The organism is Acrocarpospora catenulata (assembly GCF_018476525.1).
Classification (GTDB): domain Bacteria; phylum Actinomycetota; class Actinomycetes; order Streptosporangiales; family Streptosporangiaceae; genus Acrocarpospora; species Acrocarpospora catenulata.
On the sequence record NZ_JAHCST010000049.1, the window covers coordinates 1 to 23,962 of the forward strand.

A 23,962-nucleotide genomic window follows, 5' to 3' on the forward strand; every position below is an offset into this window, starting at 1 on the left:
GCGGCCCCGACCGGAGCCGGCGGCTCGCCGAGGCGGCGTACTTCGGGGCGGTGATCGCCGGGGACCTGCGCGACGTGCCGCGCCTGCTCGCCGACGCCCGGCAGGGGGCGACCGGCCTCGCCCAGCCGCTGGTCTCGGCCGTCGCGGCCGCCCACCACCTGCTGCTCAGCGGCGAGGGCGACGTGGACACCGCGCACCGGCTGCTGGTCGGGGCCGTCGAGATGCAGCCCACGCCCTACGACAGCGGGAACGACACGCTCGTCGAGGCGTTCTACACCCTTGGCTGGGTCTGCTACTTCGGCGGGCGGGCCCAGCTGTGGGCGCCGTTCCACGCGGCGTTCGCCCGGCTGACCGGGCCCGTACCGGAGTTGCTCGCGCTGCTCGTCGGCACCTTCGACGACCCGGCCCGTACAGCAGGCGCCCTGCTGGACCGGATCGACACGGCCATCGCCGACCTGGACGAGCAGGCCGACCCGGTCTGGAGCGTCCGGGTCGGACTCGCCGGGATGTTCGTCGACCGCCTGACCTCCTGCCGGGCGGCCCTGTGGCGCATCCTGAGCGACAAGGGCGGCGGCCCCGCGGTGACGCTTTCCCTGCACGCCCGGTCCTTGATCGGGCTCGATCAGTTGATGACCGGCGAGTGGGACGAGCTGCGCGCCCTCGCCGAGGAACACGTCACGCTCTGCCGGGCGCACAACTACCGGCTGCTGGAATGCCTGGGCCTGTACCTGCTGGCGATGCTGGCCGCCGCCCACGGCGACCACGACGCCACGAAGGCGCTGACCGACCGGATGACGGTGTGGGCGACGCCGCGCAGGGCCGGTCTGGTCCTGCGCATCGCGGCCCAGGCGCTGATGCTCGACGCTCTCGGCCGTGGCGACTTCGAGGACGCCCACCGGCACGGCAGGACGATCACACCTGCCCATGAGCTGGCCGAGCACGTGCCGCACGCGCTCTGGGTGATCATGGACGTGGTGGAGGCGGCGGTGCGCAGCGGCCGCCTGGCCGAGGCCGCCGCGCACGTCGCGGCGGCACGCGCCTGCGGGGTGGCCGCGCTGTCGCCGCGGCTGGCCATGACCGTGGACGCCGCGGCCGCCCTGGTGGCCTCCGACGACGACGCGGCCGGCCTGTTCGAGCGGGCGCTCGCCGTGACCGGCGGCGACCGCTGGCCGTTCGACCGCGCGCGGATCGCCCTCGCGTACGGTGAACGGCTGCGACGCACCAAGGCCACCACCGAGGCCCGCCGTCACCTGACCGCCGCTCTGGACACCTTCCATCGGCTGGGGGCCCGGCCGTGGGCCGCGCGGGCCGCCGGCGAGCTGCGCGCGACCGGGCAGACCATCGGCCACCTCGCCCTGTCCGGCCCAGCCTCCCTCACCCCGCAGCAGCGCGAGATCGCCGAACTCGCCGCCGCGGGCCTGACCAACAAGCAGATCGGCGAACGACTCTTCCTGTCGCCCCGGACCGTCGGCACCCACCTCTACCAGCTCTTCCCGAAGTTGGGCGTCACCTCGCGCGCCGCCCTGCGCGACGCGCTGGCCGACCTCGACCGCGAGGCCCCGCCGGAGAGCGGGTGACGGCGCCAGTCATTTGACGCAATCGACCGCGCCCCCCTGCTGCCTACCGTTCTTCACGTCTGGACCAACCAGTACGCGAGGAGTGAGCACATGAGTTCCACCGCGACCAACGTCGTGCTCGTGCACGGCGGCTTCGTCGACGGGTCGGGCTGGCAGCCCGTCTACGACCTGCTCAGGCGGGACGGCTACCGGGTGAGCGTCGTCCAGAACCCCACCCTGTCGCTGGAAGGGGACGCCGAGGCGACCCGCCTGATCCTGGACCGCCAGGACGGTCCGACGGTGCTCGTCGGCCACTCGTACGGCGGTGCGGTGATCAGCGAGGCCAGGCAACCACCCGAAGGTGTCGGCGCTGGTCTTCATCGCCGCGTTCGCCCCCGACAAGGGCGAGTCCGTGAACACCCTCATCGCCGACCCGCCGCCGGGCGCGCCCGTGCCGCCGATCCTGCCTCCCGTCAACGGTTTCCTCTTCCTCGACCGCGACAAGTTCCCCGCCTCCTTCGCGGGCGACCTTCCGCTCGCGCAGGCCGAGTTCATCGCCGACTCCCAGGTCCCGTGGGGCGTCGGCGCGCTCAGCGGCGCGGTCACCGAACCCGCCTGGCGCACCAAGCCCAGCTGGTACCTGGTCGCCACCGACGACCGCATGATCCCGCCACCGGCCCAGCGAGCGATGTCCGAACGCGCGGGCGCCACCGTGGTCGAGGCCGCCGGCAGCCACGCCGTCTACGTCTCCCAGCCGCAAGCCGTCGCCGATCTGATCAAGCAGGCGGCCACCGGCGGCTGAGATATGGCCCGCGCTCCGGGATGTCCTGTCGCGCGGGCCAGATCACGATTGCCGGGTGGTGATCCTGGTGATCGCGTCCTTGGTGATACCGCGGTCCAGGGGTTCGGGGTCGAGGCTGCGGTGAATCCAGAGCCCTTCGATGAGGGCGTCGACCTGGCGTGCGGTGTCGGGGTCGAAGTGGCGTTCGAGCTCGACGCGGCTGCGGCGCATCCACTCGCGGGTGATCGCGCGGAAGCGTGGTTCGCGGGCGGCCAGGGTGTAGAGCTCGAAGGCGAGGACGCCGTCGCGGGCCGTCTGCGGCCCGGTGAGGTCCTGGTGGATGAGGCCGACGATCGCTTCTTTGGCCTCGTCGATCGTGGTGGCCGCGCTGAGCCGCTTCTCGAACTGCGTGATGATCGTCTCGGCGAACCGGGTGAACGCCTCGAACAGCAGCTCGTCCATGCCGTTGAAGTGGTAGGTCATCGAGCCCAGCGGTACGCCGGCGCGTGCGGCGATCTTCCGATGCGATGTGCCCGCCACCCCGGCCTCGGCGATCAGCTCCAAGGTCACGTCGATCAGCCAGGCTTCGCCGATCGGGTTCGGTTCGACGGGCCCGCACGTGGCCTCCTGTTGACTAGATGGATTTGATGACCCGCGCCGGGTTGCCGACCGCGACACAGTTCGCGGGGATGTCCTTGGTGACGACGGCCCCTGCTCCGATCACCGAGTTCTCGCCGATGGTGACTCCGGGAAGGACGATGACGCCGCCGCCGAGCCAGACGTTGTCGCCGATCGTGATCGGTTTGGCCGCCTCCAGCTTGTCGCGGCGCGACTGCGGCACGAACGCGGTCTCGTCGAGGTCGCCGAACAGCTCGCGCGCGATCTCCTGCGCGGCGAACCCGTCCTCACCGTACGCCGTCAGGAACTGGGCCGACAGGCGCGCGGCACGCTGCTGCAGCTCGAAGATCGCGGATGGAAGTGTACGATCGTACACTTCTGCTCCGCTGGGGATCAGAACGCGTTCGGGACGAACGTGTCCGGGTCCGGGAAGTCCGCTTCCAGCCAGCAGCACATGCGCCAGTTGTACTCGTACAGGCGCTCGCGGTCGGCAAGGAACAAGGCGTAGGTCTCGGCGAAGAACTCGTCCACGGCCGTCCGGCCATAGGCGGTGAAAGGAACGAATCTCACCTTCTCCGCATATTGTTTGAAGTAATAGAGGCGGCGGCCGTCCGTGGCCGTGGCATCGGAGATCTCGCTCTGCCTCGTCTGTTCGGTGGTGATCTGGACCGCCAGCCGCTCCCCCTCGGGCAGGACCGGGTCCAGCAGCGCGGCCGAATCGAGCAGCGCTTTCTTGGCCGTCTCCGCCACCGTCCTCTTGGCCTGGTACTCCCGCAGGGCTGCGTTGACCCGCTCGGGGTCGCAGGAGTAGTAGGCGGTACACAACGCGTCCGCCGCCGCGAACTGCTCCGCCACCGCCAGCGTGTACGGATTGGACAACCGATTCCACTCCACCAGAATCGGGCGATCGTCCGTCGCCACCTGCTTGACGATCCGAGCGACGAACTGATCGCGGGTCTCCTGATAGGACCTGACCAGGGAGTTGCGGCTGACGAAATACCACGCTCTGGGACAGCTGATCACCACATGGCCCGCCTCGTGCAGCAGCGTGAAGTCCGCACCGCCTCCGGCATCGCCGGGCGACCCGGTGGCCCGCCCGTTGCGCTCGTCGAAGGTCACGTTGTAGTAGTGCACATGCGGCGGCGGCCTCAACTGGTCCCCGGCGTCGACGTCGTGCCTGTTGATATGCGTGAACCCGGCCCTGGTGACCCCGGCGTCCAGCTCCGCCGTCACCCCGTCGCGGACCAGCACGACCCCGCGCAGCGCCTCCGCGCCGGAGGGCGGCAGCCGCTCGAAGGCCGCGGCGACCAGGCCGAGCTCGTCCGCCGACCACCGCGCCGTCCGCCGGTCCTCCACGCCACCGAGGGCGAACCTCCTGATGAGCGCGTTCCTGCGCGCGTCCACACCGTTCTGGTCGCCCACGTAGCCCGGAACCGCCCAGCCTGTCGCCTCACCCAGCCGTTCCGGGCGGATCTGCCGGGGCTGGTCCCCGTCCACGGCCGCGAAGACCAGTTCGTACCGCACCCGCCCGCCTTGCGCCCGAATGGTCAGCGGCCAGATGAACCGGCCCGGAATCTCTTTCGGCCCTCCGGTGGCCACGGCCTGGAAAACGGCCTCGGCGACCGCCTGCCGCTCCGCGCCGGGAACGTTGCCGAAGTCCACCTGGAGGGGGACGGCCTTCAGGTCCTCGGGCTCGATCTGCCCGGTCGGCTGGTAGGTCAGCAGGTTCTGCCTCAGCTCCAGCTGCGGTCCGTTCTCCCCCAGGAGCAGCAGATGCACCGCCGCGCGCCGCAGCCGGCGCACCTTCACATCGCTGATCGCGCACAGCCGCCGGTCCGCCCCAACGGTCACCCCGGCCCGCCGGATCCCCTGGAGAATCCGCTCCCGGAAGGGGATCATGGCCTCGCTCACCGGGGCCGGCGCCTTCTTCAGCCGCGTCACCACCGCGGTCAGATACTCGACATACGCCTCCACCCACGCGGGACCGAGCGACTGAACATCGTCCCGGTCCAGGGCCACCCCCGCCAGCGCGGCCGAGGTCACGGGAGATGCCTCGATCCAGACCGCGAGGCACTTGAAGTAACTGCCCGCAGCCGCGTCGGCAGCCAAGGCCTCCTTCACCTTGGCCAGGTGTTTCCGCAGTTCAGCCACATGCGCCAGGCGCTGCGCGCTGGTCCGCAGACTTCCGTCGCGTACGGCGCGAACCGCCGCCAGGATCGGCTCCAGCACCTGCTGCTCCGCGGAAACCGCTGAATGCATGGAACGTTCCCTTCCTCGGGGACAGCCCTGACCGTAACGCGGCCCCCCGGACGCGTAAAGCCCGCGATCACGATCGATACTCAGCCTCCTCAAAGGAGGACAAAGTATTCGGCACCCACACTCTTGAAAACAGGTCTCCGGGCTGTTAGCCATGTGGGCGGGTGCAAATTGCTGAGGAGGCTGACCCGAAATGGACGTTCGCCCCGAGGGTCTCGATCCGTTGACTGGCGTTGGTCAGGGTCACAACGAGCTCAGCCAGCCGCTGTCCTTCGAGCGTCACGGAATCGACCGCATCCCGGAGGAAAAGCGGAATAGCACACCGTGGACGTGGTTCATTATCTGCGCCGGGAGCAGCTTCACGCTCGGCAGCGTCGTCTACGGATGGCTGCCGATCGCGTTCGGGTTGGGATTCTGGGCGTCGATCACCTCGATGACGGCGGGCATATTTGTCGGCCTCATTCCGATCGCGCCGCTCATCGTCATCGGCTCGCGGACCGCCACCAACAACTCCACCTCCAGCGGTGCCCACTTCGGGGTGCGCGGCCGGCTCATAGGCTCCGGGATCGGCCTGGCCCTGGTGCTGCTGGGGATGGTGATCACGATCTGGTCCAGCGGTCAGGTTCTCGTCGCCGGTGCGAGCAGGCTGTTCGACACCCCGACGGGCAACGGCGCTCTCGCGCTGGCCTATCTCGCCCTCACTGCCCTGTCCGCACTGATCGGCGTGTATGGGTATCACCTGCTGGTGCGCACGACCCTGGTGCTCACGGTCTTTGGAACGATCACCGTGCTGCTGATGCCGCTGGCGGTTGCCGGGGATCTTAACGTGGGCTACCAAGGCGGGAACTACATTCTCGGGAGCTTCACCGCCACCTGGCTGCTGTCGGCGCTCTCCGTCGGCGTCGGTGGGGTGATGACGGCGGCTACCGTGGTGGGCGACTGGTCCCGCTACGTCTCATCCCGCAGGTACCCTCCGCGCCGGTTCCTGCCGATCGCACTGCTGGCAGTGGTCGTCAGCTACGTGATTCCGATGGGGATCGGCACGTTGGTCACGACGGCGTTCGCGCACCCGGACGCGCCGTTCCCGCAGAGCCTGATCACTGCGGTCCCCGGGTGGTACGCGGTCCTCCTGCTTCCCATGGCACTTCTCGGCGGGCTGGGCTGGAGCGCGGGCATGGTCTACAGCGCGGGACTTGACCTGAGCGCCATCGCCACGAGGCTGACCCGGGCCGGCTCCACCACGATCATGAGCGTCGTGGGCCTGGTGATCGTCCTGGGCGGCTCGCTGCTCTGGAACGCCAGCGACGCGCTGAGCGCGATTTCATTGATCCTGCTCGCCGTGAGCGCGCCGTGGGCGGCGATCATCGGTGTCGGCTACCTTCGCCACCGCGGCCAGTACCTCCAGGACGACCTGCAGGTGTTCAACCGGCGGGAGCGGGGCGGCAGGTACTGGTACACCGGCGGCTGGAACCTGGCCGCGGTTGCCGCGTGGGTGTCCGGGTGCACCTTCGGTCTGCTGGCTGTGCAGACCACGCTCTATGTCGGGCCGCTCGCCAACATCGCCGGTGGCGTCGACGTGAGCTTCGCGGGATCGTTCGTCATCGCCGGCGTCCTGTACCCGATCCTGGAGGCCCTGCTGGCGCGGGTCTCGCGTCCGGTCGTAACTGCCCCTGAAGGCAGCTGAGGAAGCCGGCGTCAGGGAGACGCCACGGTGGCGGTGCCGCTGCCGGGCTACCAATGTGAACTGAGGGAGGGGAACATGACCGCGTCTACGCTCCTGCTCCCGGGCGTCAGCCTGGGCGAGATGCAGCCGACAGCCGGGGCGGTCTGGCTCCCGCCGTCGCAGTGGCCGCGCGACGCCGACTATCTCTTCCGGCCCAGACCCGTCGACACCACCGCCGCGCCGACGGTCGTCAGCAGGTACGAGGACGTGCTTGCGGTAGTGCTGGATTCTGACGGAGCCTGGCGCCGGGAAATACCGCTCGATGTCGTCCCCCGCGAGGAGCGCCACTGCATCCTCGACGCGTCCTGGCTGATGGACGGCGAGACGCACCGGGCACTGCGTCGCTCGCTGCGGGGCATCAACCGCGGCTCGACCGTTGAGGCGCGCGAATTCACCCGCACGCTCATGCGGCAGCTCCTGCGCCTGCTCATGGACGAGGAGCCACCGTGGAACCTGTCCCGGGCCATCTACGAAGCCTCGCTGCGGGTCATCGTCGAGCACACCCTGCAGGCCCCGCCGCTGCTGGAGCACGTGGCCCGGCTGCGCGAGCTCCAGCGGTTGCGCGTTCCGCCTCCCAGGCCAGACGGCTCGGGCAGCGGCTTGGACTACTTCGGCTCGGTCCGGCAGCCGGAGTTCGAGGACATCATGGAGTGCGTACCCGCGAGCTACCACAAGTTGCCAGACGGCCTGGCCCGTCATCTGGTGAGCCTGCACCGTTCCGGGAACATGACCAGCAGCCAGCTCATCAGCCAGCTCGGGATGCTCGTCCTCAGCCACGAATCGCAGACGGCCACCGCGGCGAGCCTGATCGCCATGCTGCTGGAACACGACTTGTACGGCTACGCCGTCAAGGCGGCAGGACAGCCGGAACTCGTGCGCAGAATGGTGGCCGAGGGCGGCAGACGCGGGCTCTCGTTCCCTATCAACCTCATCACCCCCAGGGCCGACGTAACCCTGGGCGGGCGCGAGCTCCCGGCCGGGGAGCCGGTGCTGATCTCCTACGCTGCCGCGAACATGGACCCGGAACGCTTCGGCCTGGCCCCCTCCGGTTTCGACCCGCGCCCGCAGCGGCCACCGCATCTGGCCTTCGGCGAGGGTGTGCACCGCTGTCAGGGCGAGGTGGGCGCAGAGCAGTTCGTAGCGGACGTGCTGCTGGCCACGTTGGAAACACTGCCCTCGCAGGTCCGTCTGGACCACGGTGGGGAGGTGCTTCGTGAGGTCACCGGCATGTCGTGGGATGTTGTCTGCCTGCCGGTGAGCCCCGCGTAGGCTCCAGGGACATCCTCACTGATCAGCCTCAACACGCCCCCAAGCCGCCCGGGTGGGGCCACTCCAAAGTCGTTATAACCACCCGTGAGTGTTAAGGGGGGATTCACGCCGATCTTGTCTGGGCTGGAACGCACGGGCTGCCATCAGATGGTCGAGGCACCTCAGCTCACCTCGAAGGTGGTGCCGACGCCCATGCCGGTGATCCATTCCGGCACCGGCTCGTAACCGGTCCACACCAGCGGCCGGCCCAGCGCGGCCAGCGCGATCAGCCAGGTCCTGATCTCGTGCCCGCCGGTGCCCGCGCGCTCCTCCAGGCCCTTGTCGCCGAGGTCGGTCACCGGCCCGAGATCGCCGGTGCGCAGCTGGTCGAGGAACCAGGTGTCCCACCCGGCGTTGACCGGAGCGTCCGGGTTGCCGGCCATGGCCAGCACCCGCGGCTCGCGGGCGGCGGCGAAGGCCCGGGTGTCCTGCCGCCCGCGGATCACCGCCTCGCGCCGGTCGGCGGCGATGCGCGGGTCGCGCGGGTCGTTGGACGGCAGCCAGTGCGACAGCCCGCCGCTGGCCACCAGCAGCACCCGTCCCGCGTACGCCGAGCCCCGGATCGCCGCGCCGAGCGAGCGGCCCAGCTGGACGCAGCGCGGCATGCTCGGCAGGGGAGGCGCGGCGGTGTTCACGACCAGCGGGACCAGGGGCAGTTCGGCGTCTCCCCGGATCATGTCGTAGCTCTGCACGATGCCGTGGTCGACGGTCAGCGCGTACGACAGGGTCAGGTCGAAGCCGTCGTCGGCGAGGGCGTCGCGGACCGACCAGGCCAGTGCCGAGGCGACCGGCAGCGGGCCCGCCTTGCTCCCGAAGTCGCCGAAGCCCTCGGCCTGTTCGACGCCGAGGATGAAGGGGGGCATGGCGTCGTAGAAGTTGGCGTGGAAGTGGTCGGGGCCGATGACCACGAGCGCGTCGGGCGCGAGCGCGGCCACGGCCTCGGCGACGCGCCGGGTGTCGGCCATGAACCGCCATCCTGGCTGCTCAGGGCCGGACGGCGGCAGCAGGGTCGCGAACGGGGAGTGCGACATCCCCACCATGCCGATGATCTCGCTCATGCCGTGCCCCGCAGGAACTCGTGGTGGACCTGGAGGTACTCCTCGGGTTTCTCCCACTGCGGCCAGTGCCCCGCGTCGGCGATCACGTGCAGCCGGGCGTCGGGCAGCCACCCGAGCAGCAGTTCCGCCTCGTCGAGCCCGCCGGTCGGATCGTGGTCGGTCCACAGCAGCAGCGTCGGAGTGGTGATCTTGCCCACCCAGGTGGGATCCCAGGCGAAGTCCTTCCGCACCTCGGGATCCTGGAGCACGAGCGTGTTGGTGATGGCCCGGACGAAGCCCGGACGGCTGTAGACCGCGCGGCGGAGGGCGACCAGCTCGTCGGTGACCATCTCCTTGTGGTGGAAGAGGAACTCCACCCGTCTGCGCACGTTCGCCTCGCTCGGGTCGGTCACCGCGGCCATGGTGCTCTCCCGCAGCCGGACCATCACCTCCGGCTTGTTGGCGATGTTGCCGGGGGTGTTGAGCACCATCCGCCCCACCCTGCCGGGGTGATGCGCGGCGGTCCAGGCGGCCACCCAGCCGCCGAGCGACTCGCCGGACAGGTGGGCCGACTCCACGCCCAGCGCGTCCATCAGGCCGATCAGGTGGTCGGACAGCACGTCGATCGTGTACGGCCGGTCCGGCAGATCCGACCAGCCGTGCCCCACCATGTCGTACGCGGTGACCCGGAACCCGGCGGCCAGCCCGGCGATGTCCCGCGCGTACGCCTCCAGGTGCCCGCCGGTGCCGTGCAGCAGGATCAGGTCCGGGCCCGACCCCGCGCGCAGCACGCGGGTGCGCACGCCGCCGACGTCCACGTGGCGCAGCTCGTGATCGACGTCGGCGAGTTCGCCCCAGATGCTGAGATGCTCAGTCACGGCAGGTCCTCCTGGCCTCCTCGACGGTGGTCAGGCCCGCGCTCTGCCGCCGCCCGACGCCCAGCAGGGCGAGCAGGCGGGAGTTCTCGATGGTCAGGAACTCGACGGGCTCCTCGGCCGAGTCGTTGTAGTGGCGGTGCCAGGTCCACGGCGGGGTGTAGATGAAATCCCCGGTGGCCCACTCGGCGGTCTCGTCCTCGATCTCGCTGTGCCCGCGCCCGGAGATCACGAAATGCACCGTCTCGTGGTGGTGCCGCTGCATGTCGGAGCTGAGGCCGGGCGGGATCGTCTGCCGGAAGATCTCGAACGTGGTGGTCGGCAGCTTGCCCGCGATCGACAGCGCCGTCGGGTTGTGCACCTGGTCGGCCGGCAACGGCTCCAGCTCGGCCGCGCGCACGACCACGGGACGCGCCGGGCTTGGCCGTACGACGTCACTGATCGCGCCCAGGAAATCAGCCATCACGAATTCCGTCATCAGATCGTTTCCGTCCTTCCACCGTCGACTGTCAGCACAGTCCCGTTGATGTATCCCGCGTCCGCCGAGACCAGGAACTCGACCGCCGCGGCGATCTCGTCGGGCCGTCCCGGCCGCCCGGCCGGGATGCCGCTCACGTCCTCGGCGTCCAGCTCCGCTGCCGAGCGTCCGGTACGGCCTGCCCGCGCGGCCAGGATGCTCCGGCGGCGCTCGGTGTCGGTGGCGCCGGGGGCCACGCAGTTGACGGTGACGCCGTCCGCCGCGTACTCGCGGGAGAGCAGTTTGGCGGCGGCCGTGACCGCCGACCTGAGCACCACCGAGACGGCCAGGTCGGGTTGCGGCTGGCGGACGGCGCCCGTGGTGACGAAGACCACCCGGCCGAAGCCGCGCCCGGCCATCGCGGGCAGCGCGAGCCGCGCCAGCCGTAGCGGGCCGAGCAGCAGCAGTTCGGTGCCCGCCCGCCAGACCTCGTCGCCTACGTCCAGGATGCGGCCCGGCGGGGGACCTCCGGCATTGAGGACGAGGATGTCCACGGTGTCGACGGCGGCGGCGTCCTCGCCTGAGATGTCGTTGACCAGCGTCGCCACCGCGGCGCCGGTGTTCTCCTTGAGCCGGCGCGCGGCGGCGTCGAGGGTGTCGCCGGTGCGTCCGGTGATCACGACGCGGTGCCCGGAACGGGCCAGCCGCTCGGCGATCGCGTAGCCGATGCCGGTGGCTCCGCCGCCGACGAGTGCGGTACGAATGACGGCCTCCCAGGGGATCGAGACGAGGTTTAGCCTGACTCGTATGCACTCGGGAACCAACGATGAGTCCCGCTGAGCGGGACGAATCGGCGATGGGCGGGCTGGACAGGGCGGCCGCCATCCTCGGCGCGTTCGACGCGACGCACCGTGAGCTCACCCTCGCCGCCCTGGTCGCGCGGAGCGGCCTGCCACGTTCGACCGCGCACCGCACCGCCGGCCGGATGCTCCAGCTCGGCTGGCTGGACAAGCCCAGGAGCCGGTACCGGATCGGCAACCGGCTCTTCGAGATCGCCAGCCTCGCCCCGATCCGGATGGAGCTCCGGGAGGCGGTGCTGCCGTTCCTGCAGGACCTGCATCACGCCACCAAGATCACAGCGCAGCTCGGCGTGCTGGAGGGCGGCCAGATCCTGGTCGTGGAGAAGATCACCGGCCATCGGGCGATGCCGATGTTGTCCCAGGTGGGCGGCATCATCCCGGCGTACTGCTCGGCGCTGGGCCGGGCCATACTCGCCTACTCGCAACCCTCGGTCATCGAGGCGGTCCTCGGCGCCCCGCTCAACGCCCGCACGCCCCGCACGCTGACCAGCCCGGTCGCCATCAGGCGGGAACTGGCCGCCGTCCCGGAGCGCGGCTGGGCGATCGACCGTGAGGAGGGGGTCATCGGCGTCAGCTGCGTCGCCGCGGCGATCTTCGGGCCGCTGGGCGAGGTGGTGGCGGCGCTGTCGGTCACCGGGCCCAGCCAGCTCGTCCGGGCCGACCGGATCGGGCCGGCAGTGCGGATGGCCGCCTCGGCCGCCTCCAGGGCCTACTCCACCCGACGCTGAGTCCCAGCCAGTGGGACATCTGATTGCGGATCACACCAAGCCCCCGCACGCTGTGACATCAGACACACGGCGAAGGAGGACACGGTGACCCTCGGTGGTGGATACATGCTGCCGTCCCGCGACGGACACAAGATCGCGGCGATCGGCCTGGGCATCACGATGAAGACCGACGGCGGTTCGACCCGCGACGCGTACTCGCTGTTCGAGTACGCCGTTCCGGCGGAGACCGACGGGCCGCCGCCGCACGTGCACACCCGGGAGGACGAGTCGTTCATCTGCCTGGCCGGGCGGCTCGACGTCCACCTGGGCGGCCAGGACTTCACCCTGGAGCACGGCGACTACCTCTACCTGCCCCGCGATGTGGTGCACACCTTCCGCAACCCGTACCAGGAGGAGGCCAGGGTCATCTCGGTGGTCTCGCCGGCCGGCCTGGAGCGCTACTACCAGGCGCTCGCGGAGATGCCGCCCGGCCCGAAGGACATCCGGCTGATCGAGAAGATCATGGCCGAGTTCGGGCTGGAGTTGCGGCTGCCATGAGAGTCGCGATCATCGGGGCCGGGGTGGCCGGCCTCAGCACCGCCAAGGTGCTCACCCAGGCCGGTCACGACGTGGTGGTGTTCGAGAAGGCCCCGGACGTCGGCGGCGTGTGGAGCCGCACCCGGCGCTACCCGGGTCTGTGCACGCAGAGCCCCAAGGCGCAGTACTCGCTGTCGGACTTCCCGATGCCCAGGGACTACCCGCAGTGGCCCAGCGGCGAGCAGGTCCAGGCCTACCTCGCCGCGTACGCCGAGAAGTTCGGGCTCACCTCCGCCGTGCGGCTGAACACCGAGGTGACCTCGGCCGAACCGGACGAGGCCGGCTGGACGGTCACCACGCGCGACACGGCCGAGACCTTCGACCGGCTCGTCGTGGCCAACGGCGTGTTCTGCGAGCCCGCCGTCCCGAGCTACCCCGGTCTGGCCGAGTTCACGGCGGCGGGCGGCCTGCTCCGCGCGGGCACCGACGTGCACGACGCCGAGCAGGCCCGGGGCAAGCACGTGCTGGTCGTCGGGTACGGAAAATCCGCGTGCGACATCACGGTGCCGATCAGCCGGGTCGCCGCGAGCACCGACGTGATCGCCCGCCACCTGCTCTGGAAGGTGCCTCGCAAGATCGCCGGCGTGCTCAACTTCAAGTTGCTGCTGCTGACCCGGATGGGGGAGGCGCTCTTCCGCTACCTGCGGTTGCGCGGCGTCGAGAAGTTCCTGCACGGGCCGGGGAACGGCATGCGGGCCCGGATGATCAACTCGATCGGGTCGGTGTCGGTGCGCCAGTTCCGTCTCGACAAGCACGGGCTGGTCCCCCCAGGGCAGATGGAGGACATCGTCAAGGGCGCCATCGGCCTGGCGACCGAGGGCTTCTTCGAAGCGGTCGCCGACGGCGGCATCAACGTGCGCCACGGCCGGACCATCGCCCGGCTGCACGCCGGCGACGACGGTCCGTACGCGGAACTCGACGACGGCACGACGCTCCGGGCCGACCTCGTCATCTGCGCCACCGGCTTCACCCAGGGCGTGCCGTTCCTTCCCGGCGACGTCCAGGAGCGGCTGTTCGACGAGCGCGGCAACTTCATGCTCTACCGGCAGATCCGGCCCGTCGAGGTGCCCGGGCTGTACTTCAACGGCTACAACTCCTCGTTCTTCAGCCCCCTCAACGCCGAGATGGCCGCATTATGGATCGCCGCCGACCTCGCGGGGACTGTGCCGCTTCCGGACCCGGCCACCATGCGTCAGCTGGTCGTCGACCAGCTCGCTTTCATGGACATCGCCACCAACACCCACCACTGCCGCGGCACAAAAATCATCCCGTTCTCCATGCACAACGTCGACGAAGTCCTCGGCGACCTCGCCCTCAACATCAGCCCCCTCGTCCGCGCCTCCCACTGGCTCAACCCCATCAACCCCACCGCCTACCGCCACCTCACCCCGACCCTCCTCAAACGCCTCTCCACCAGCCCCCCGACCACCGCACCCCGACTGGTCGCCGAACACCCGGTCCCGGACCCTCGCTAGGAGGGCTCGGCCTGCCGCGGGCGTCCACCTCAGGACGTCCGCGCCAGGCTGCGGCCCTGCCGCTCTTTCCCTCGACCTCAACCCCGGCTCGCGTATCGCCGAAGCCCACAAGGACTGATGTCGACTAGGTCGGGGTAGGGAGCTTTTCGCCATGCGTACGCTCATTCGCCTGATCCTGATGACCGCCATGGTCGTGGCCGTGACGTCCGGTAGCGCGGGTGAGGGCCCGCGGCTGCTCCTTGGTGAGGACGCCGACACCGGCGAGACCGTCTGGATCGGTGTGGTCCTGCCTGACACCGTGGCCCACCGCCCCTATTCACTGGGCGGCTGGGTGATGTGTCTGGATGGGCCCGGTTCGGTCACCATCGACGAGATCGACCTGATCAGGCCGAGTGGCGGCATCGTTCTGCAGGCGTTCTCGTCCCGGCTGCAGAGCCGTACCCGGACCATGCTCGGCAACGCCGAGCAGCCGCTGACCGAACTCGGCTTCCCGGCCCGCAGCCCCGCCGTGACCACGGCCTGCAAGGAGAAGGACCGGGACGGTCTCCTCACCGAGCTCGGTCTGCAGTACGGAAAAACCGGCGACGCCACCGCGCACGCCGAGGGAGTTCGCCTCACCTACTCTTCACAGGCCCGACGGCGTACCGTCGACTTCGACTTGGACGTCCGGCTATGCGCGCCTGACGATACGCATACGAAAGAGTGCGCAGACCTGTAAGGAGCTACGAAGCCCAAGCGGGGGAGACGATTAGCGCCTTGGGATCTTCGTTTGGACCATGATCTCCTCGCCGGTGGGCCCGTAGTTGACACGGGGGCCGCCGCGCTCGGCGGGGAGCGGGCGGCGGGTGCCGAAGCTGGCCAGAAGTGTTTCCAGTAGTGGCAGGGCGTCTGACACCTGTCGTGCCCGGATGGCCAGGTCCCACAGCGGTTCGAACTTCTTCCATCCGCCCGCGTAGGCGAGGTGGCGCAGGCGGTCGCCAAGGAGTGGCTTGGTGGCGGCGCCGCGCCAGATCGCGTTCCATCGGTAGAAGTCCCGGTAGGCCCGCCAATACCCGTCTTCGAGCTGCCGGGCGGTCATTCCCACCGGCCGGTACACGACGTGCCGTGTGTCGTACAGGTCCCAGTCCTGGTGCAGGAGCCGCCCTGCGGCCGCCATCCGCTGGTACAGCGCCGTACCGGGATAGGGGGTCATGATGTGGAAGGTGGCGGTCTCGATCCCCTGTTCGACCGCCCAGGCGACGGTACGGTCGAACACGTCGGGGCCGTCCCCGTCCATGCCGAAGACGAAGCTGGCGTTCACCATCACGCCCAGGTCGTGCAGGCGCCGTACCACCGCGGCGTAGTCGCGCCCGATGTTCTGGCGCTTGCGCTGCGCGGCCAGGTTGCCGCCGTTGATGGTCTCGAAGCCGACGAACAGGCTGCGCAGCCCCGCCGCGACCGCCTGTTCCAACAGCCCGGGGGCCAGCACCGAGTCGACCGTGCCGGCGGCCTGCCACAGCCGCCCCATCCCGGCCATGCCCGCGAAGAGGGCCTCGGCGAAGCGCCGGTTGCCCAGTAGGTGGTCGTCGAGGAAGTACAGGTGCCGCCCGGGCAGCCGATCGATCTCGGCCAGCGCCGCGTCCACCGTCTGGGTGTAGAAGGACCGGCCGCCGGTGAAGAAGGCGTCCTTGTAGCAGAAGTCGCAGTGGTGCGGGCAGCCACGGGAGACGACGATCGAGTTGGGCACCAGATAACGGCGCCGATCGATCAGGTCCCGTCGCACCGGCGGAAGGCCGGTCAGTGTCCGCTGGGTGGAGTGGTAGCGGGCTCGGGGTCTGCCTCGGCGGAAGTCGGCCAGGAACTCGGGCCAGGTGTCCTCTCCCGGTCCGGTGACGACGGTGTCCGCGTGTGCGGCGGCCTCGTCGGGCAGGGAGGTGACGTGCAGTCCGCCCATCACCACGTACACGCCCCGGGCCCGGTAGGCGTCCGCCAGCTCGTAGGCCCGTCGCGCCGAGGTGATGTAAGGCTGGATCACTGCCAGATCGGGGCGGTCATCGTCGAGGCGCAGCCGCTGGACGTGCTCGTCCCAGATCCGCACCTCGTCGTCGTCGCGCAGGTAGCCGGCCAGGGTGGCGAGCCCCAGCGGCGGGAACAGTGCGTACTTGACCGGCCGGAACAGCGGGCTGGTCGCTTCGGTCAGCGCCGGGAGCACCATCGTGACACGCATGCCCCGGATGTTAGAAAGCGGATGTGGAACCGCTGCCGAGGTCGTGTGCCTGTTCTGTGGAGATTTCGCTGCTGTCACCAGTTGGGATTGAGGGAGGGTGGGGTCGGGTTCCGCGGAGCCCGGCCCTACCGGGGGGAAGATTACGGAGCCGGGTAGTCCGTGATGTAGACCGGTGCACCGTTCTTGGTGGTGTCGGCCGCGTCGCCCACGCCGTTGACGACGTGGTCGATCGTTCCGGCGCCGAGGTTGACGGTCATGATGTGGTGCAGCTTCACGCCCGGGGTCTTCGGAACCTCGAAGCCGTTCTCGGTGTGGATCGACGGGTTGTGCTGGTTGAACACGTAAACCCCACCGCCGTAGAGCTTGTGGGTCTTCACGCGGTTGCCGACCTTGTACCCGGCGTAGCCCTTGACCTTGCCGTTCATCCAGTCGGCCTGGGTCGGCGGGTCGTACGGCAGCTCGTTCTGGTACAGGATCGTGGTGCCGTTGTCGCCGTTCCAGACGGTGTTGTACCGCTGGAAGTGTTCCACGAACAGGCCGGTCGCGGTCACGTTGGCACCGTTGATGACGGCGCCGAAGCGGCCGATGTTGGTGTTCCAGCGCTGGGCGTCGGTGAAGCCCTCGACCCCGTGGTCGGCGCGCCACACCCAGGTGTGGTCGATGAGCACGTTGCCGCTGTTGACCTCAAGCGCGGTCTCGGTCTTGCCGATGTGCGGCCCGCCCACGCGGAAGTACACGTCGGACAGCGTCGTCGGGTTGGTCGCCGAACCGCGGCTCCCGCATCCGCAGCCCTGCTTCTTGCCCACCCTGAGCAGGACGTTCGACTTCTTCAGACCCGCGTCGACGGTCACCCCGGCCACGATGACGCCGGAGACGTCGGCGATGTCCAGCGGGGTCGAACCGTTGACGGCGGTGAGCGTGGCGTGCCCGAGACCGAGGACGACCGTGTTCGGGCGCTTGACCTCGATGCTCCGCGCGACGTTGTACACGCCGGGCGTGAGCAGCAGATGCTTGCCTCTGGCGAGCTGGTTGTTGATGACCTGCACCGAATCCGACGGCTTGGCGACGAAGAAGTCGCCGATCGGCAGCGTACGGCCGGGGGTCACGCCGTTGGCCCAGGTGATGCCACGCGTGCCCCGCTGCGCGGCGGGCACCCGGACGTTGTACTTGCCCTGCGCGTCGACGTACAGGTAGGGCTTCTCCCGGCTGAGGGGAGTGGTGTCGAGCGTGGTGTACGGCGAGCCCGGGAACGAGGAGTCGGCCGGTGCGCCGACGACGCCGGAGAACCTGGTTCCACCTCCCGGAGTCCGAGGCTTGATCAAGAACTGAAGTCACGTTTCTACCGCGTGAACCAGCCGTAGCACAAGCACGGCTTTGGAACGGTTGAACGGCTTCGGTGCTGAGGGCGGGCGCCACGGGCCCGGCGGGCCGCACGCCGCCTCGGACCGCCTCGCAGGTCAGGCGTGGCCGAGGACCAGGACCGCGGCGGCGTTGCCGTCGAGACCGGCGGCTCCGCCGCCCATGGTCTCCACCACGCCGAGCTTGGGGGCTCCGAGCTGGCGGGCCCCGGCCTTGCCGGTGAGCTGCCAGACGACTTCGGCCACCTGAGCCACGCCGGTGGCGCCGAGCGCGTGGCCGCGGGCGAGCAGTCCGCCGCTGAGGTTGACCGGCCGGCGCCCACCGCTGGAGAAGACGCCGTCGTGGAGGAGGTCCAGCGACTCGCCGGGGCGGCAGAGGCCAAGTGCCTCCAGGCTGAGGACCTCGCCGATGGTGAAGGCGTCGTGCACCTCGAACAGGTCGGCCTCGGCGAGCCGCAGACCCGCCCCGGCCTCGGCTTCCCGCGCGGCCCGCCGTATGCAGGCGACGCTCCACGGCTCGTCGGGCGCGGCGGGCCATGCTTGGCCGCCCACGTAGACCGAGGCCAGGACCGGCACGTCGGGGCGGCCGGCCCGGGGCGGGCCGAGCACCGCGGCGGCGGCGCCGTCGCTGAGCGGGCAGCACTGCAGGACGGTGAGCGGGTCAGCGATCATACGCGAACCGAGGACTTCCTCCGTGGTCACCGGGTGACGGCGGTGAGCCCGGTCATTGAGGGAGCCCTGCGCGCGGTTCTTCACCGCGACGGCGGCCAGCTCGGCCGGGTCGCGCCGGTGCACGTGCAGGTAGCGGTGGGCCTGGAGAGCGTAGAGGCCCGGCAGCGGAAGCCCCTGGCCGCCTTCCGCGTCCGACCGTTCCGGCTCGATGGCCCCGTCGAACCTGGCCGACAGGTGCTCGACGCCGACCGCCAGCACCCGGCCGTACCGGCCCTCCGCGACCGCCTGGGCGGCGCTGTGCACGGCCAGGGTGCCGCTGGCGCAGGCGGCCTCCACCCGGATGACCGGCCCATGGGAGACCCCGGCGGCGCGGGCCGCCCGGGCGGCCACCCCCGACGGTCCGAAGACGTTTCCGACCACGACGGCTTCGATCTCGGCGGGCTCCACCCCGGCGGCGGTCAGCGCCTCCGCCGTCGCCTCCGCGACGAGATCCTCCGGGCTCCGCCCGGGAAACCTGCCGAACTCCGAGGTGCCGACCCCCCAGACGGCGGCTCCGGTCATTTGTTCTCCTCAAGGACGGCCAGGCACCAGTGGTCGGCGGACGGGATGAGCACGACGGGAGCCCCCACGTCCGCCACGCGGGCCTCCTCCAGGGGGGCCAGGACGCGAGGCCCGTCGTCCAGGTCCACGTAAGCGAAGGCGAAGGGGGGCTGCCGACCGGCCACCCCGATATGCAGCAGGGTCGATGCCCAGACGGTGCCTCGCGGGCTGAAGACGGTCTCACTGGACGGGCCGCCACAGGCGGGGCAGCGGGGACACGCAGGGGCGGCAGGGTAGGAGCAGGACGCGCAGCGGCTGCCCGCGACACCGCCGGAGACCAGCAGTGGCGGGCTCACGAGATCCCCCGGTGATGATCTGCCCAGTGCGGGAGCCGCAGCGCGCGTTTGTCGATCTTTCCGTACCGGGTCAGCGGAAGTTCGGCGGCGAACTCGTAGCTCTTGGGCCGCTTGTAGGAGGCCAGCGCCGCACGGCAGTGCTCGGCCAGTTCGCCGGGCTCGGCGTCGCCCACGATGACGGCGTGAACCGCCTCACCCCAGTCCTCGTGCGGGACGCCCACCACGGCCGCGGCGGTGACCTGGGGATGGGTGAGCAGCGCCTGCTCGACCTCGATCGAGTAAACGTTCATCCCGCCCGACACGATCATGTCGTTGCGCCGGTCCACCAGGAACAGGAAGCCCTCCGCGTCCAGGTAGCCGATGTCCCCGGTACGCAACCAGGAACCGTGGAAACGGTCGCCGGACTCGCCGTCCCAGTAGCCCCGCATGGTGTAGGGGGACCTGACGCAGACCTCCCCTGGCGTCCCTGGCTCCGTCTCGGCGCCGGCGTCGTCGCGGATGGACAGCTCGCACATGATGGACGCCCGTCCCGCCGAGCCCATCAGCTCGGGCTCGGTCAACGCCCGCAGATGGTCCTCCTTGTGCAGCACGGCCGCGTAGTTCGGGCACTCCGTCTGCGCGTAGAGCTGCTGCAGGACGGGCCCGAACCGGCCCAGCGCCTGCCGCAGCCGGGCGGCCGAGATCGGCGCGGCGCCGTACTGGAGGGTACGCAGCGTGGCCGGGCGCCAGCCGCGCTCCGCCGCCAGATCGAGCAGCCGGTAGATCATGGTTGGCACCGCGAACATCCAGGTCGCTCTGTCGGTGTCGATCCGGTCCAGCGCCGCGGCCGTGTCGAACCCCGGCTCCACCCTGGCGTAGGCGCCGCGCAGCAGGGCGGCCAGCGTGAACAGCCCGGCGGCGTGCGCCAGCGGGGTGGTCAGCAGCAGCCGCTCGTCACGCCCGATCCCGCCGTCGAGAAGGTGCGCCCACAGGTTGGTCACGGTGGCCGCCTGGGTGTGCACCACCCCTTTGGGCTGACCGGTCGTGCCGCCCGTGAAGTAGATCACCGCCGGGTCGTCCGGGCTGGTCCCCGCCTCCCTCGGCAGGTCCTGCGCGGGCGCCTCCGCGAGCCGCTCGACGGCGGTCAGGTCGAGCCCGGCGTATCGGTCGCGCAGCTCCGGGCTGACCACGATCGCCCGCGGCCGGACCCGCGCCACGATGCCGGAGACCTCGTCGGCGGTCAGCGCGGGGCTGAGCGGAACCTTCACGCCGCCGACGGCCATGGTGGCGAGATCGTAGACGGGGAACGCGGGGTGGTTCCCGGTCAGCAGGACCACTCGATCCCCGGGACGGACTCCAGCCCCGTCCAGGACGCCGACCGCGCCGGCCACGGTTCGCGACAGCTGGTCATAGGTCCAGGTCCGCGTGCCGAACGCCAACGCGGGCCGGTCGCCGTTGCGCAGCAGCGAGCCGCGGAAGACCGGCCACAAGGTCGCGGCGCCGTCTCTCATCGTCTCTCCTTCCGGGGTGGTGCGGTCGACGCCCGGCGAACCAGCACCGGTGGCTGCGTCATCACCGTCGGCTCCGGGTCCTGCCCGTCGATCACGGCCAGGAGCTGGTCGAAGGCCGCCGCGCCGAGCTCGACCATCGGCATCGCGACCGTGGTCAGCGGTGGTGACATGAACCTGGCCAGATCCACGTCGTGCAGCGAGACGATGGACAGCTCGCCGGGGACCGCGATCCCCGCCTCACTCGCCGCGCGCAGCAGCCCGACGCCCAGCATCAGCGTGGTCGCGAACACCGCGGTCACCTCGGGATGACGGGCCAGCAACTCGGCGCCGGCCCGCAGCCCGTCATCGGGGGTCAGGCCGTCCGCGACCACCACGGGCGGGTCCTCTCCACCCACGGCGTCTCCCAGGGCGTCGGCGAAGCCGCGCACGCGGCTCCCGTCGGAGTCGAACCGGCCAGGACCGGTCAGCACGCCGACGCGACGGTGTCCTAGCTCGCGCAGGTGCTCGGCCGCCAGCCGGCCGCCGAGACCGTAGTCCACGACCGCCCACCGCCGCGATCCCGGGATCTGCCGGTTCACCGCGATCACCGGCAGGTCGCCACCGCACAGCTCGGCGATCCGCGCGTCCTCCAGGTTGCCGGCGGCCAGCAGGACGCCGTCCACGCCTCGCGCCTGGTGCCCGCGCATGTCCTCGGCGTCGGTGTCGTCCAACTCGCTCAGCATGACGGCGTAACCCAGGCTCGCCGCCCGGCGGTGCGCCCCCGCCACGATGCGGGAGTAGACCGGGTTGGTGAACTCCGGTAGCAGGAACGCCACCATCAGGCCGCGTGAGGTGCGCAGTGAGCGGGCCGTCAGGTTCCGCCGGTAACCCAGCTCGCGTACGGCGTCCATGACCCGCCGCCTGGTATCGGGTGCGATGCTCAGTCGCGGGTCGTCGTTGAGCAGCCGCGACACCAGGCTCACATCCACGCCCGCGCGCGCGGCCACCTGCTTCATGGTCGGCCGTTTCGCGGCAGGGGGCTTGGGCTCGGCCACGGATCAGCTCATCCGCTGGTTGATTTCGACGGCGTTCATGGCGGGGTCCAGGCAGTAGATCTGCTGGTATCCGTTGAGCGCCCAGTTGCCGGGGTCGGCGAAGTAGATCCCACGCTCCCGCAGCCGGGCCCGTACCGCGTCGAGATCGTCCACCTCTATGGCGACATGCCCGTTCACCAGCGGGTCCATATGGAAGTTGTTGTCCGCGCAGAAGTGGTGGGTGGGGCGTGCGATGTGCAGTTGGCTGACGCCGTTGTCGAACCACGCGACATTCTGTTCGTCGGTGTGGAAGACGCCCCGGTCCCGGTCCTTGAACGTGGGGGAGGACTCGGTCATGCCGAGCACCTGCACGTAGAAGTCAGCAGTCTCGCGTACGAAGCGGGCGGGAATATTGACGTGATGGAGCTTCCAGCTCATTGCGGTCCTTTCCTGGGTGTACCGATTATTCAAAGGTCGGCAGGTGGAGCAGGATGACTTCGGAAACGGGGGCAGCGCCGGTGACACTCACCTGGTCGGTCTCCTCGGTGCGCACCGCCGACCATGCGCCGAGCGCGCTGCCGTCGCAGTCGACCGCGCCGGTCAGCACGAAACCGACGACGGTGCGGCCGGGCTCGCTGATCTGGGCCTGTGCCCCGGCCGGCACCTCCAGCATGGAGATGGTGGTCTGCCGCTCGCCGAAGACGCCGAGGGTCTTGCGCCGCACCGATCCCGCCGCGCCGACCCAGGCGAACGCGTCGATGTTCATGTAGATGGGCGTGGTGAAACGGCGTTCCGGATAGACCATGGACTGGCCGGTGACCCGCTCCCAGGACGCCTGGTAGGCGTCGATCCTGGAGTCGCCGTTGGCCGGCTCGAAGAAGCCTCCGGCGAACGTTCCTTCAGTACGCAGCTCGGCGGTGGCCCGGTCGAGGTGCTCGTAGCTGACATAGCCGCAGTGGCTGGCGCCGTCGAACTGCAGGATGGCCTGGACGGACGGCTGGTTCACCTGCAGCGGCCCGTACCAGGCCCCCTCGGGGAAGTAGCCGACGGTCCGGGCCCGGATGAGATGCTTCTCCCCGTAGCTGGTCTCCCCTTCCAGGCCGATGCGGATCTGGTCGAAGTTGTGCCGGTGCCGAGGGCTGAAGAAGTCGCCGCCGCCGAACTGCACGATGTTGAACTCGAAGCTGCGTCCCTGCCCGTCCCGGTTCACCAGCGGTTTGATCGTGATACCGGGGGTGCGGTGCTCCGAGGCGTTCACCCAGCCGTCGGTCTTGGGATCCTTGGTCGTCACTGCCATTGGTTCCTCCTAGCTTTCGTTCTTCAGGTCATCGCAGTAGGTCACGCAGCTCGTGTTCCAGCGCGTGCACCCGGGGGTCGACGGCCAGTTCCTCCAGGTCGCGGGGGCGGGCGAACGGGACCCGTACCTCACGGATGACCCGGCCGCCGGCCAGCAGCACCACCCGGTCGCCCAGCAGCAGGGCTTCGCGGAGGTCATGGGTGACCAGGACCACGGTGGCGCCCGTGCCGGCCCACGTCTCCAGGAAGCCGCTCTGCGCCTCCTGCCTGGTCTGCGCGTCCAGCGCGGAGAACGGCTCGTCCATGAGCAGCAGCTTCGGCTCGCGGGCCCAGGTACGGGCCAGGGCGACCCGTTGACGCATGCCCTGGGAGAGCTGCCAGGGCAGCCGTCCCGCCGCGTGCTCCAGGCCGACCTTGCGCAGCATCCGCTCGGAGACCTCGTGCCGCTCCTGTTTGGAACGCCCGAGGATCTCCAGCCCGAGTTCCACGTTGCGGCGCGCGGTCCGCCAGGGCATCAGCGCGTCCCGCGCGAACATGTAGCCCAGGTCGGCCCTGGCCGCCACCGGCGGCCGGTCGAGCACCCGCACCTCGCCCTCGTCGGGCGGCAGCAGGCCGGCCAGCATGTTGAGAATCGTCGTTTTGCCTGATCCGCTACGTCCCACCAGGACGACGAACTCGCCAGGCGCGCAGGACAGCGAGACGTTCGTCACGGCCGGCTGAGCGGTGCCGGGGAAGCGGACGGTCACCCTGTCCAGCCGTACAGCTGCCATCTGGCCTTCTC

General features: G+C 70.1%; 22 protein-coding genes and 2 pseudogenes. 8 read left to right on the forward strand and 16 right to left on the reverse strand.

From position 1 onward, the window contains the following. Together KIP79_RS34135 and KIP79_RS50235 are read left to right on the forward strand one after the other, a co-directional pair. On the forward strand, positions 1–1,577 hold a 1,577-nt coding region (locus tag KIP79_RS34135), incomplete at its 5' end, for a helix-turn-helix domain-containing protein (protein ID WP_214109104.1). Positions 1,578–1,667: 90 nt separating this feature from the next. Next, a pseudogene (locus tag KIP79_RS50235) lies at positions 1,668–2,358 on the forward strand (alpha/beta fold hydrolase). Positions 2,359–2,400: 42 nt separating this feature from the next. Here KIP79_RS50235 and KIP79_RS34145 read toward each other — a convergent pair. The 3 genes and pseudogenes from KIP79_RS34145 to KIP79_RS34155 all read right to left on the reverse strand — a co-directional run bounded on the left by KIP79_RS34145 (position 2,401) and on the right by KIP79_RS34155 (position 5,214). Further along, positions 2,401–2,907 (reverse strand): TetR/AcrR family transcriptional regulator, encoded by a 507-nt coding sequence (locus KIP79_RS34145; protein ID WP_214109106.1) that lies wholly within the window; start codon positions 2,905–2,907, stop codon positions 2,401–2,403. Between the two features lie 64 nt (positions 2,908–2,971). Next, positions 2,972–3,151, reverse strand: a pseudogene (locus KIP79_RS47670) (DapH/DapD/GlmU-related protein); the annotation flags it as partial. 197 nt (positions 3,152–3,348) lie between these two features. Further along, positions 3,349–5,214 carry a hypothetical protein gene (locus KIP79_RS34155; protein ID WP_214109107.1) on the reverse strand — a complete coding sequence of 622 codons (1,866 nt, stop codon included), beginning with the start codon at positions 5,212–5,214 and terminating at the stop codon, positions 3,349–3,351. A gap of 190 nt (positions 5,215–5,404) precedes the next feature. Between KIP79_RS34155 and KIP79_RS34160 the strand changes: the two genes are divergently transcribed. Together KIP79_RS34160 and KIP79_RS34165 are read left to right on the forward strand one after the other, a co-directional pair. Next, positions 5,405–6,895 (forward strand): purine-cytosine permease family protein, encoded by a 1,491-nt coding sequence (locus KIP79_RS34160; RefSeq protein WP_214109108.1) that lies wholly within the window; start codon positions 5,405–5,407, stop codon positions 6,893–6,895. 75 nt (positions 6,896–6,970) lie between these two features. Further along, on the forward strand, positions 6,971–8,203 hold the full coding sequence (locus KIP79_RS34165; RefSeq protein WP_214109109.1) for a cytochrome P450: 1,233 nt from the start codon (positions 6,971–6,973) through the stop codon (positions 8,201–8,203). Between the two features lie 161 nt (positions 8,204–8,364). Here KIP79_RS34165 and KIP79_RS34170 read toward each other — a convergent pair whose 3' ends face one another. From KIP79_RS34170 to KIP79_RS34185, 4 genes are read right to left on the reverse strand one after another with little or no spacing between them, the layout of a single operon-like run. Then, the gene (locus KIP79_RS34170; RefSeq protein ID WP_214109110.1) at positions 8,365–9,300 is read right to left on the reverse strand and encodes a DODA-type extradiol aromatic ring-opening family dioxygenase; all 936 of its coding nucleotides are present in this window, start codon (positions 9,298–9,300) and stop codon (positions 8,365–8,367) included. Next, positions 9,297–10,157, reverse strand: coding sequence for an alpha/beta fold hydrolase (locus KIP79_RS34175; RefSeq protein WP_214109111.1), 861 nt, complete (start codon positions 10,155–10,157; stop codon positions 9,297–9,299). Before KIP79_RS34175 ends, KIP79_RS34170 begins: the two co-directional genes overlap by 4 nt. Next, a complete protein-coding gene (locus KIP79_RS34180) occupies positions 10,150–10,632 on the reverse strand; it encodes a cupin domain-containing protein (protein ID WP_214109112.1) in 483 nt (160 codons plus the stop codon). The genes KIP79_RS34175 and KIP79_RS34180 overlap by 8 nt, the downstream gene beginning before the upstream one ends. Continuing rightward, positions 10,632–11,435 (reverse strand): SDR family oxidoreductase, encoded by an 804-nt coding sequence (locus KIP79_RS34185; RefSeq protein WP_214109113.1) that lies wholly within the window; start codon positions 11,433–11,435, stop codon positions 10,632–10,634. Before KIP79_RS34185 ends, KIP79_RS34180 begins: the two co-directional genes overlap by 1 nt. A gap of 2 nt (positions 11,436–11,437) precedes the next feature. Here KIP79_RS34185 and KIP79_RS34190 point away from each other — a divergent pair, with 2 nt between their 5' ends. The 4 genes from KIP79_RS34190 to KIP79_RS34205 all read left to right on the forward strand — a co-directional run bounded on the left by KIP79_RS34190 (position 11,438) and on the right by KIP79_RS34205 (position 14,968). After that, the gene (locus tag KIP79_RS34190; RefSeq protein ID WP_214109114.1) at positions 11,438–12,199 is read left to right on the forward strand and encodes an IclR family transcriptional regulator; all 762 of its coding nucleotides are present in this window, start codon (positions 11,438–11,440) and stop codon (positions 12,197–12,199) included. A gap of 84 nt (positions 12,200–12,283) precedes the next feature. Further along, on the forward strand, positions 12,284–12,736 hold the full coding sequence (locus tag KIP79_RS34195) for a cupin domain-containing protein (protein WP_214109115.1): 453 nt from the start codon (positions 12,284–12,286) through the stop codon (positions 12,734–12,736). Beyond that, positions 12,733–14,250 carry a flavin-containing monooxygenase gene (locus KIP79_RS34200; RefSeq protein ID WP_214109116.1) on the forward strand — a complete coding sequence of 506 codons (1,518 nt, stop codon included), beginning with the start codon at positions 12,733–12,735 and terminating at the stop codon, positions 14,248–14,250. Before KIP79_RS34195 ends, KIP79_RS34200 begins: the two co-directional genes overlap by 4 nt. A 151-nt stretch (positions 14,251–14,401) precedes the next feature. Continuing rightward, positions 14,402–14,968, forward strand: coding sequence for a hypothetical protein (locus tag KIP79_RS34205; RefSeq protein WP_214109117.1), 567 nt, complete (start codon positions 14,402–14,404; stop codon positions 14,966–14,968). Between the two features lie 30 nt (positions 14,969–14,998). Here KIP79_RS34205 and KIP79_RS34210 read toward each other — a convergent pair whose 3' ends face one another. The 9 genes from KIP79_RS34210 to KIP79_RS34250 all read right to left on the reverse strand — a co-directional run bounded on the left by KIP79_RS34210 (position 14,999) and on the right by KIP79_RS34250 (position 23,951). Further along, entirely contained in the window at positions 14,999–16,456 is a 1,458-nt protein-coding gene (locus KIP79_RS34210; protein WP_214109118.1) for a B12-binding domain-containing radical SAM protein, read from the reverse strand. Positions 16,457–16,596: 140 nt separating this feature from the next. Next, positions 16,597–17,778, reverse strand: a complete 1,182-nt coding sequence (locus KIP79_RS34215; RefSeq protein ID WP_214109119.1) for a pectate lyase-like domain-containing protein — start codon at positions 17,776–17,778, stop codon at positions 16,597–16,599. 135 nt (positions 17,779–17,913) lie between these two features. Further along, a complete protein-coding gene (locus KIP79_RS34220) occupies positions 17,914–19,047 on the reverse strand; it encodes a thiolase family protein (protein WP_214109120.1) in 1,134 nt (377 codons plus the stop codon). After that, positions 19,044–19,382, reverse strand: coding sequence for a Zn-ribbon domain-containing OB-fold protein (locus tag KIP79_RS48710; RefSeq protein WP_214109121.1), 339 nt, complete (start codon positions 19,380–19,382; stop codon positions 19,044–19,046). Before KIP79_RS48710 ends, KIP79_RS34220 begins: the two co-directional genes overlap by 4 nt. Then, a complete protein-coding gene (locus tag KIP79_RS34230; RefSeq protein ID WP_214109122.1) occupies positions 19,379–20,872 on the reverse strand; it encodes a class I adenylate-forming enzyme family protein in 1,494 nt (497 codons plus the stop codon). Before KIP79_RS34230 ends, KIP79_RS48710 begins: the two co-directional genes overlap by 4 nt. After that, positions 20,869–21,906, reverse strand: a complete 1,038-nt coding sequence (locus KIP79_RS34235) for a LacI family DNA-binding transcriptional regulator (RefSeq protein ID WP_214109123.1) — start codon at positions 21,904–21,906, stop codon at positions 20,869–20,871. The genes KIP79_RS34230 and KIP79_RS34235 overlap by 4 nt, the downstream gene beginning before the upstream one ends. A 3-nt stretch (positions 21,907–21,909) precedes the next feature. Next, a complete protein-coding gene (locus KIP79_RS34240; protein WP_214109124.1) occupies positions 21,910–22,323 on the reverse strand; it encodes a VOC family protein in 414 nt (137 codons plus the stop codon). 25 nt (positions 22,324–22,348) lie between these two features. Continuing rightward, a complete protein-coding gene (locus KIP79_RS34245; protein WP_214109125.1) occupies positions 22,349–23,182 on the reverse strand; it encodes a hypothetical protein in 834 nt (277 codons plus the stop codon). Positions 23,183–23,210: 28 nt separating this feature from the next. Beyond that, positions 23,211–23,951: an ABC transporter ATP-binding protein gene (locus KIP79_RS34250; protein ID WP_214109126.1), complete on the reverse strand. Its 741-nt coding sequence runs from the start codon at positions 23,949–23,951 to the stop codon at positions 23,211–23,213. Between the last annotated feature and the right edge of the window lie 11 nt (positions 23,952–23,962).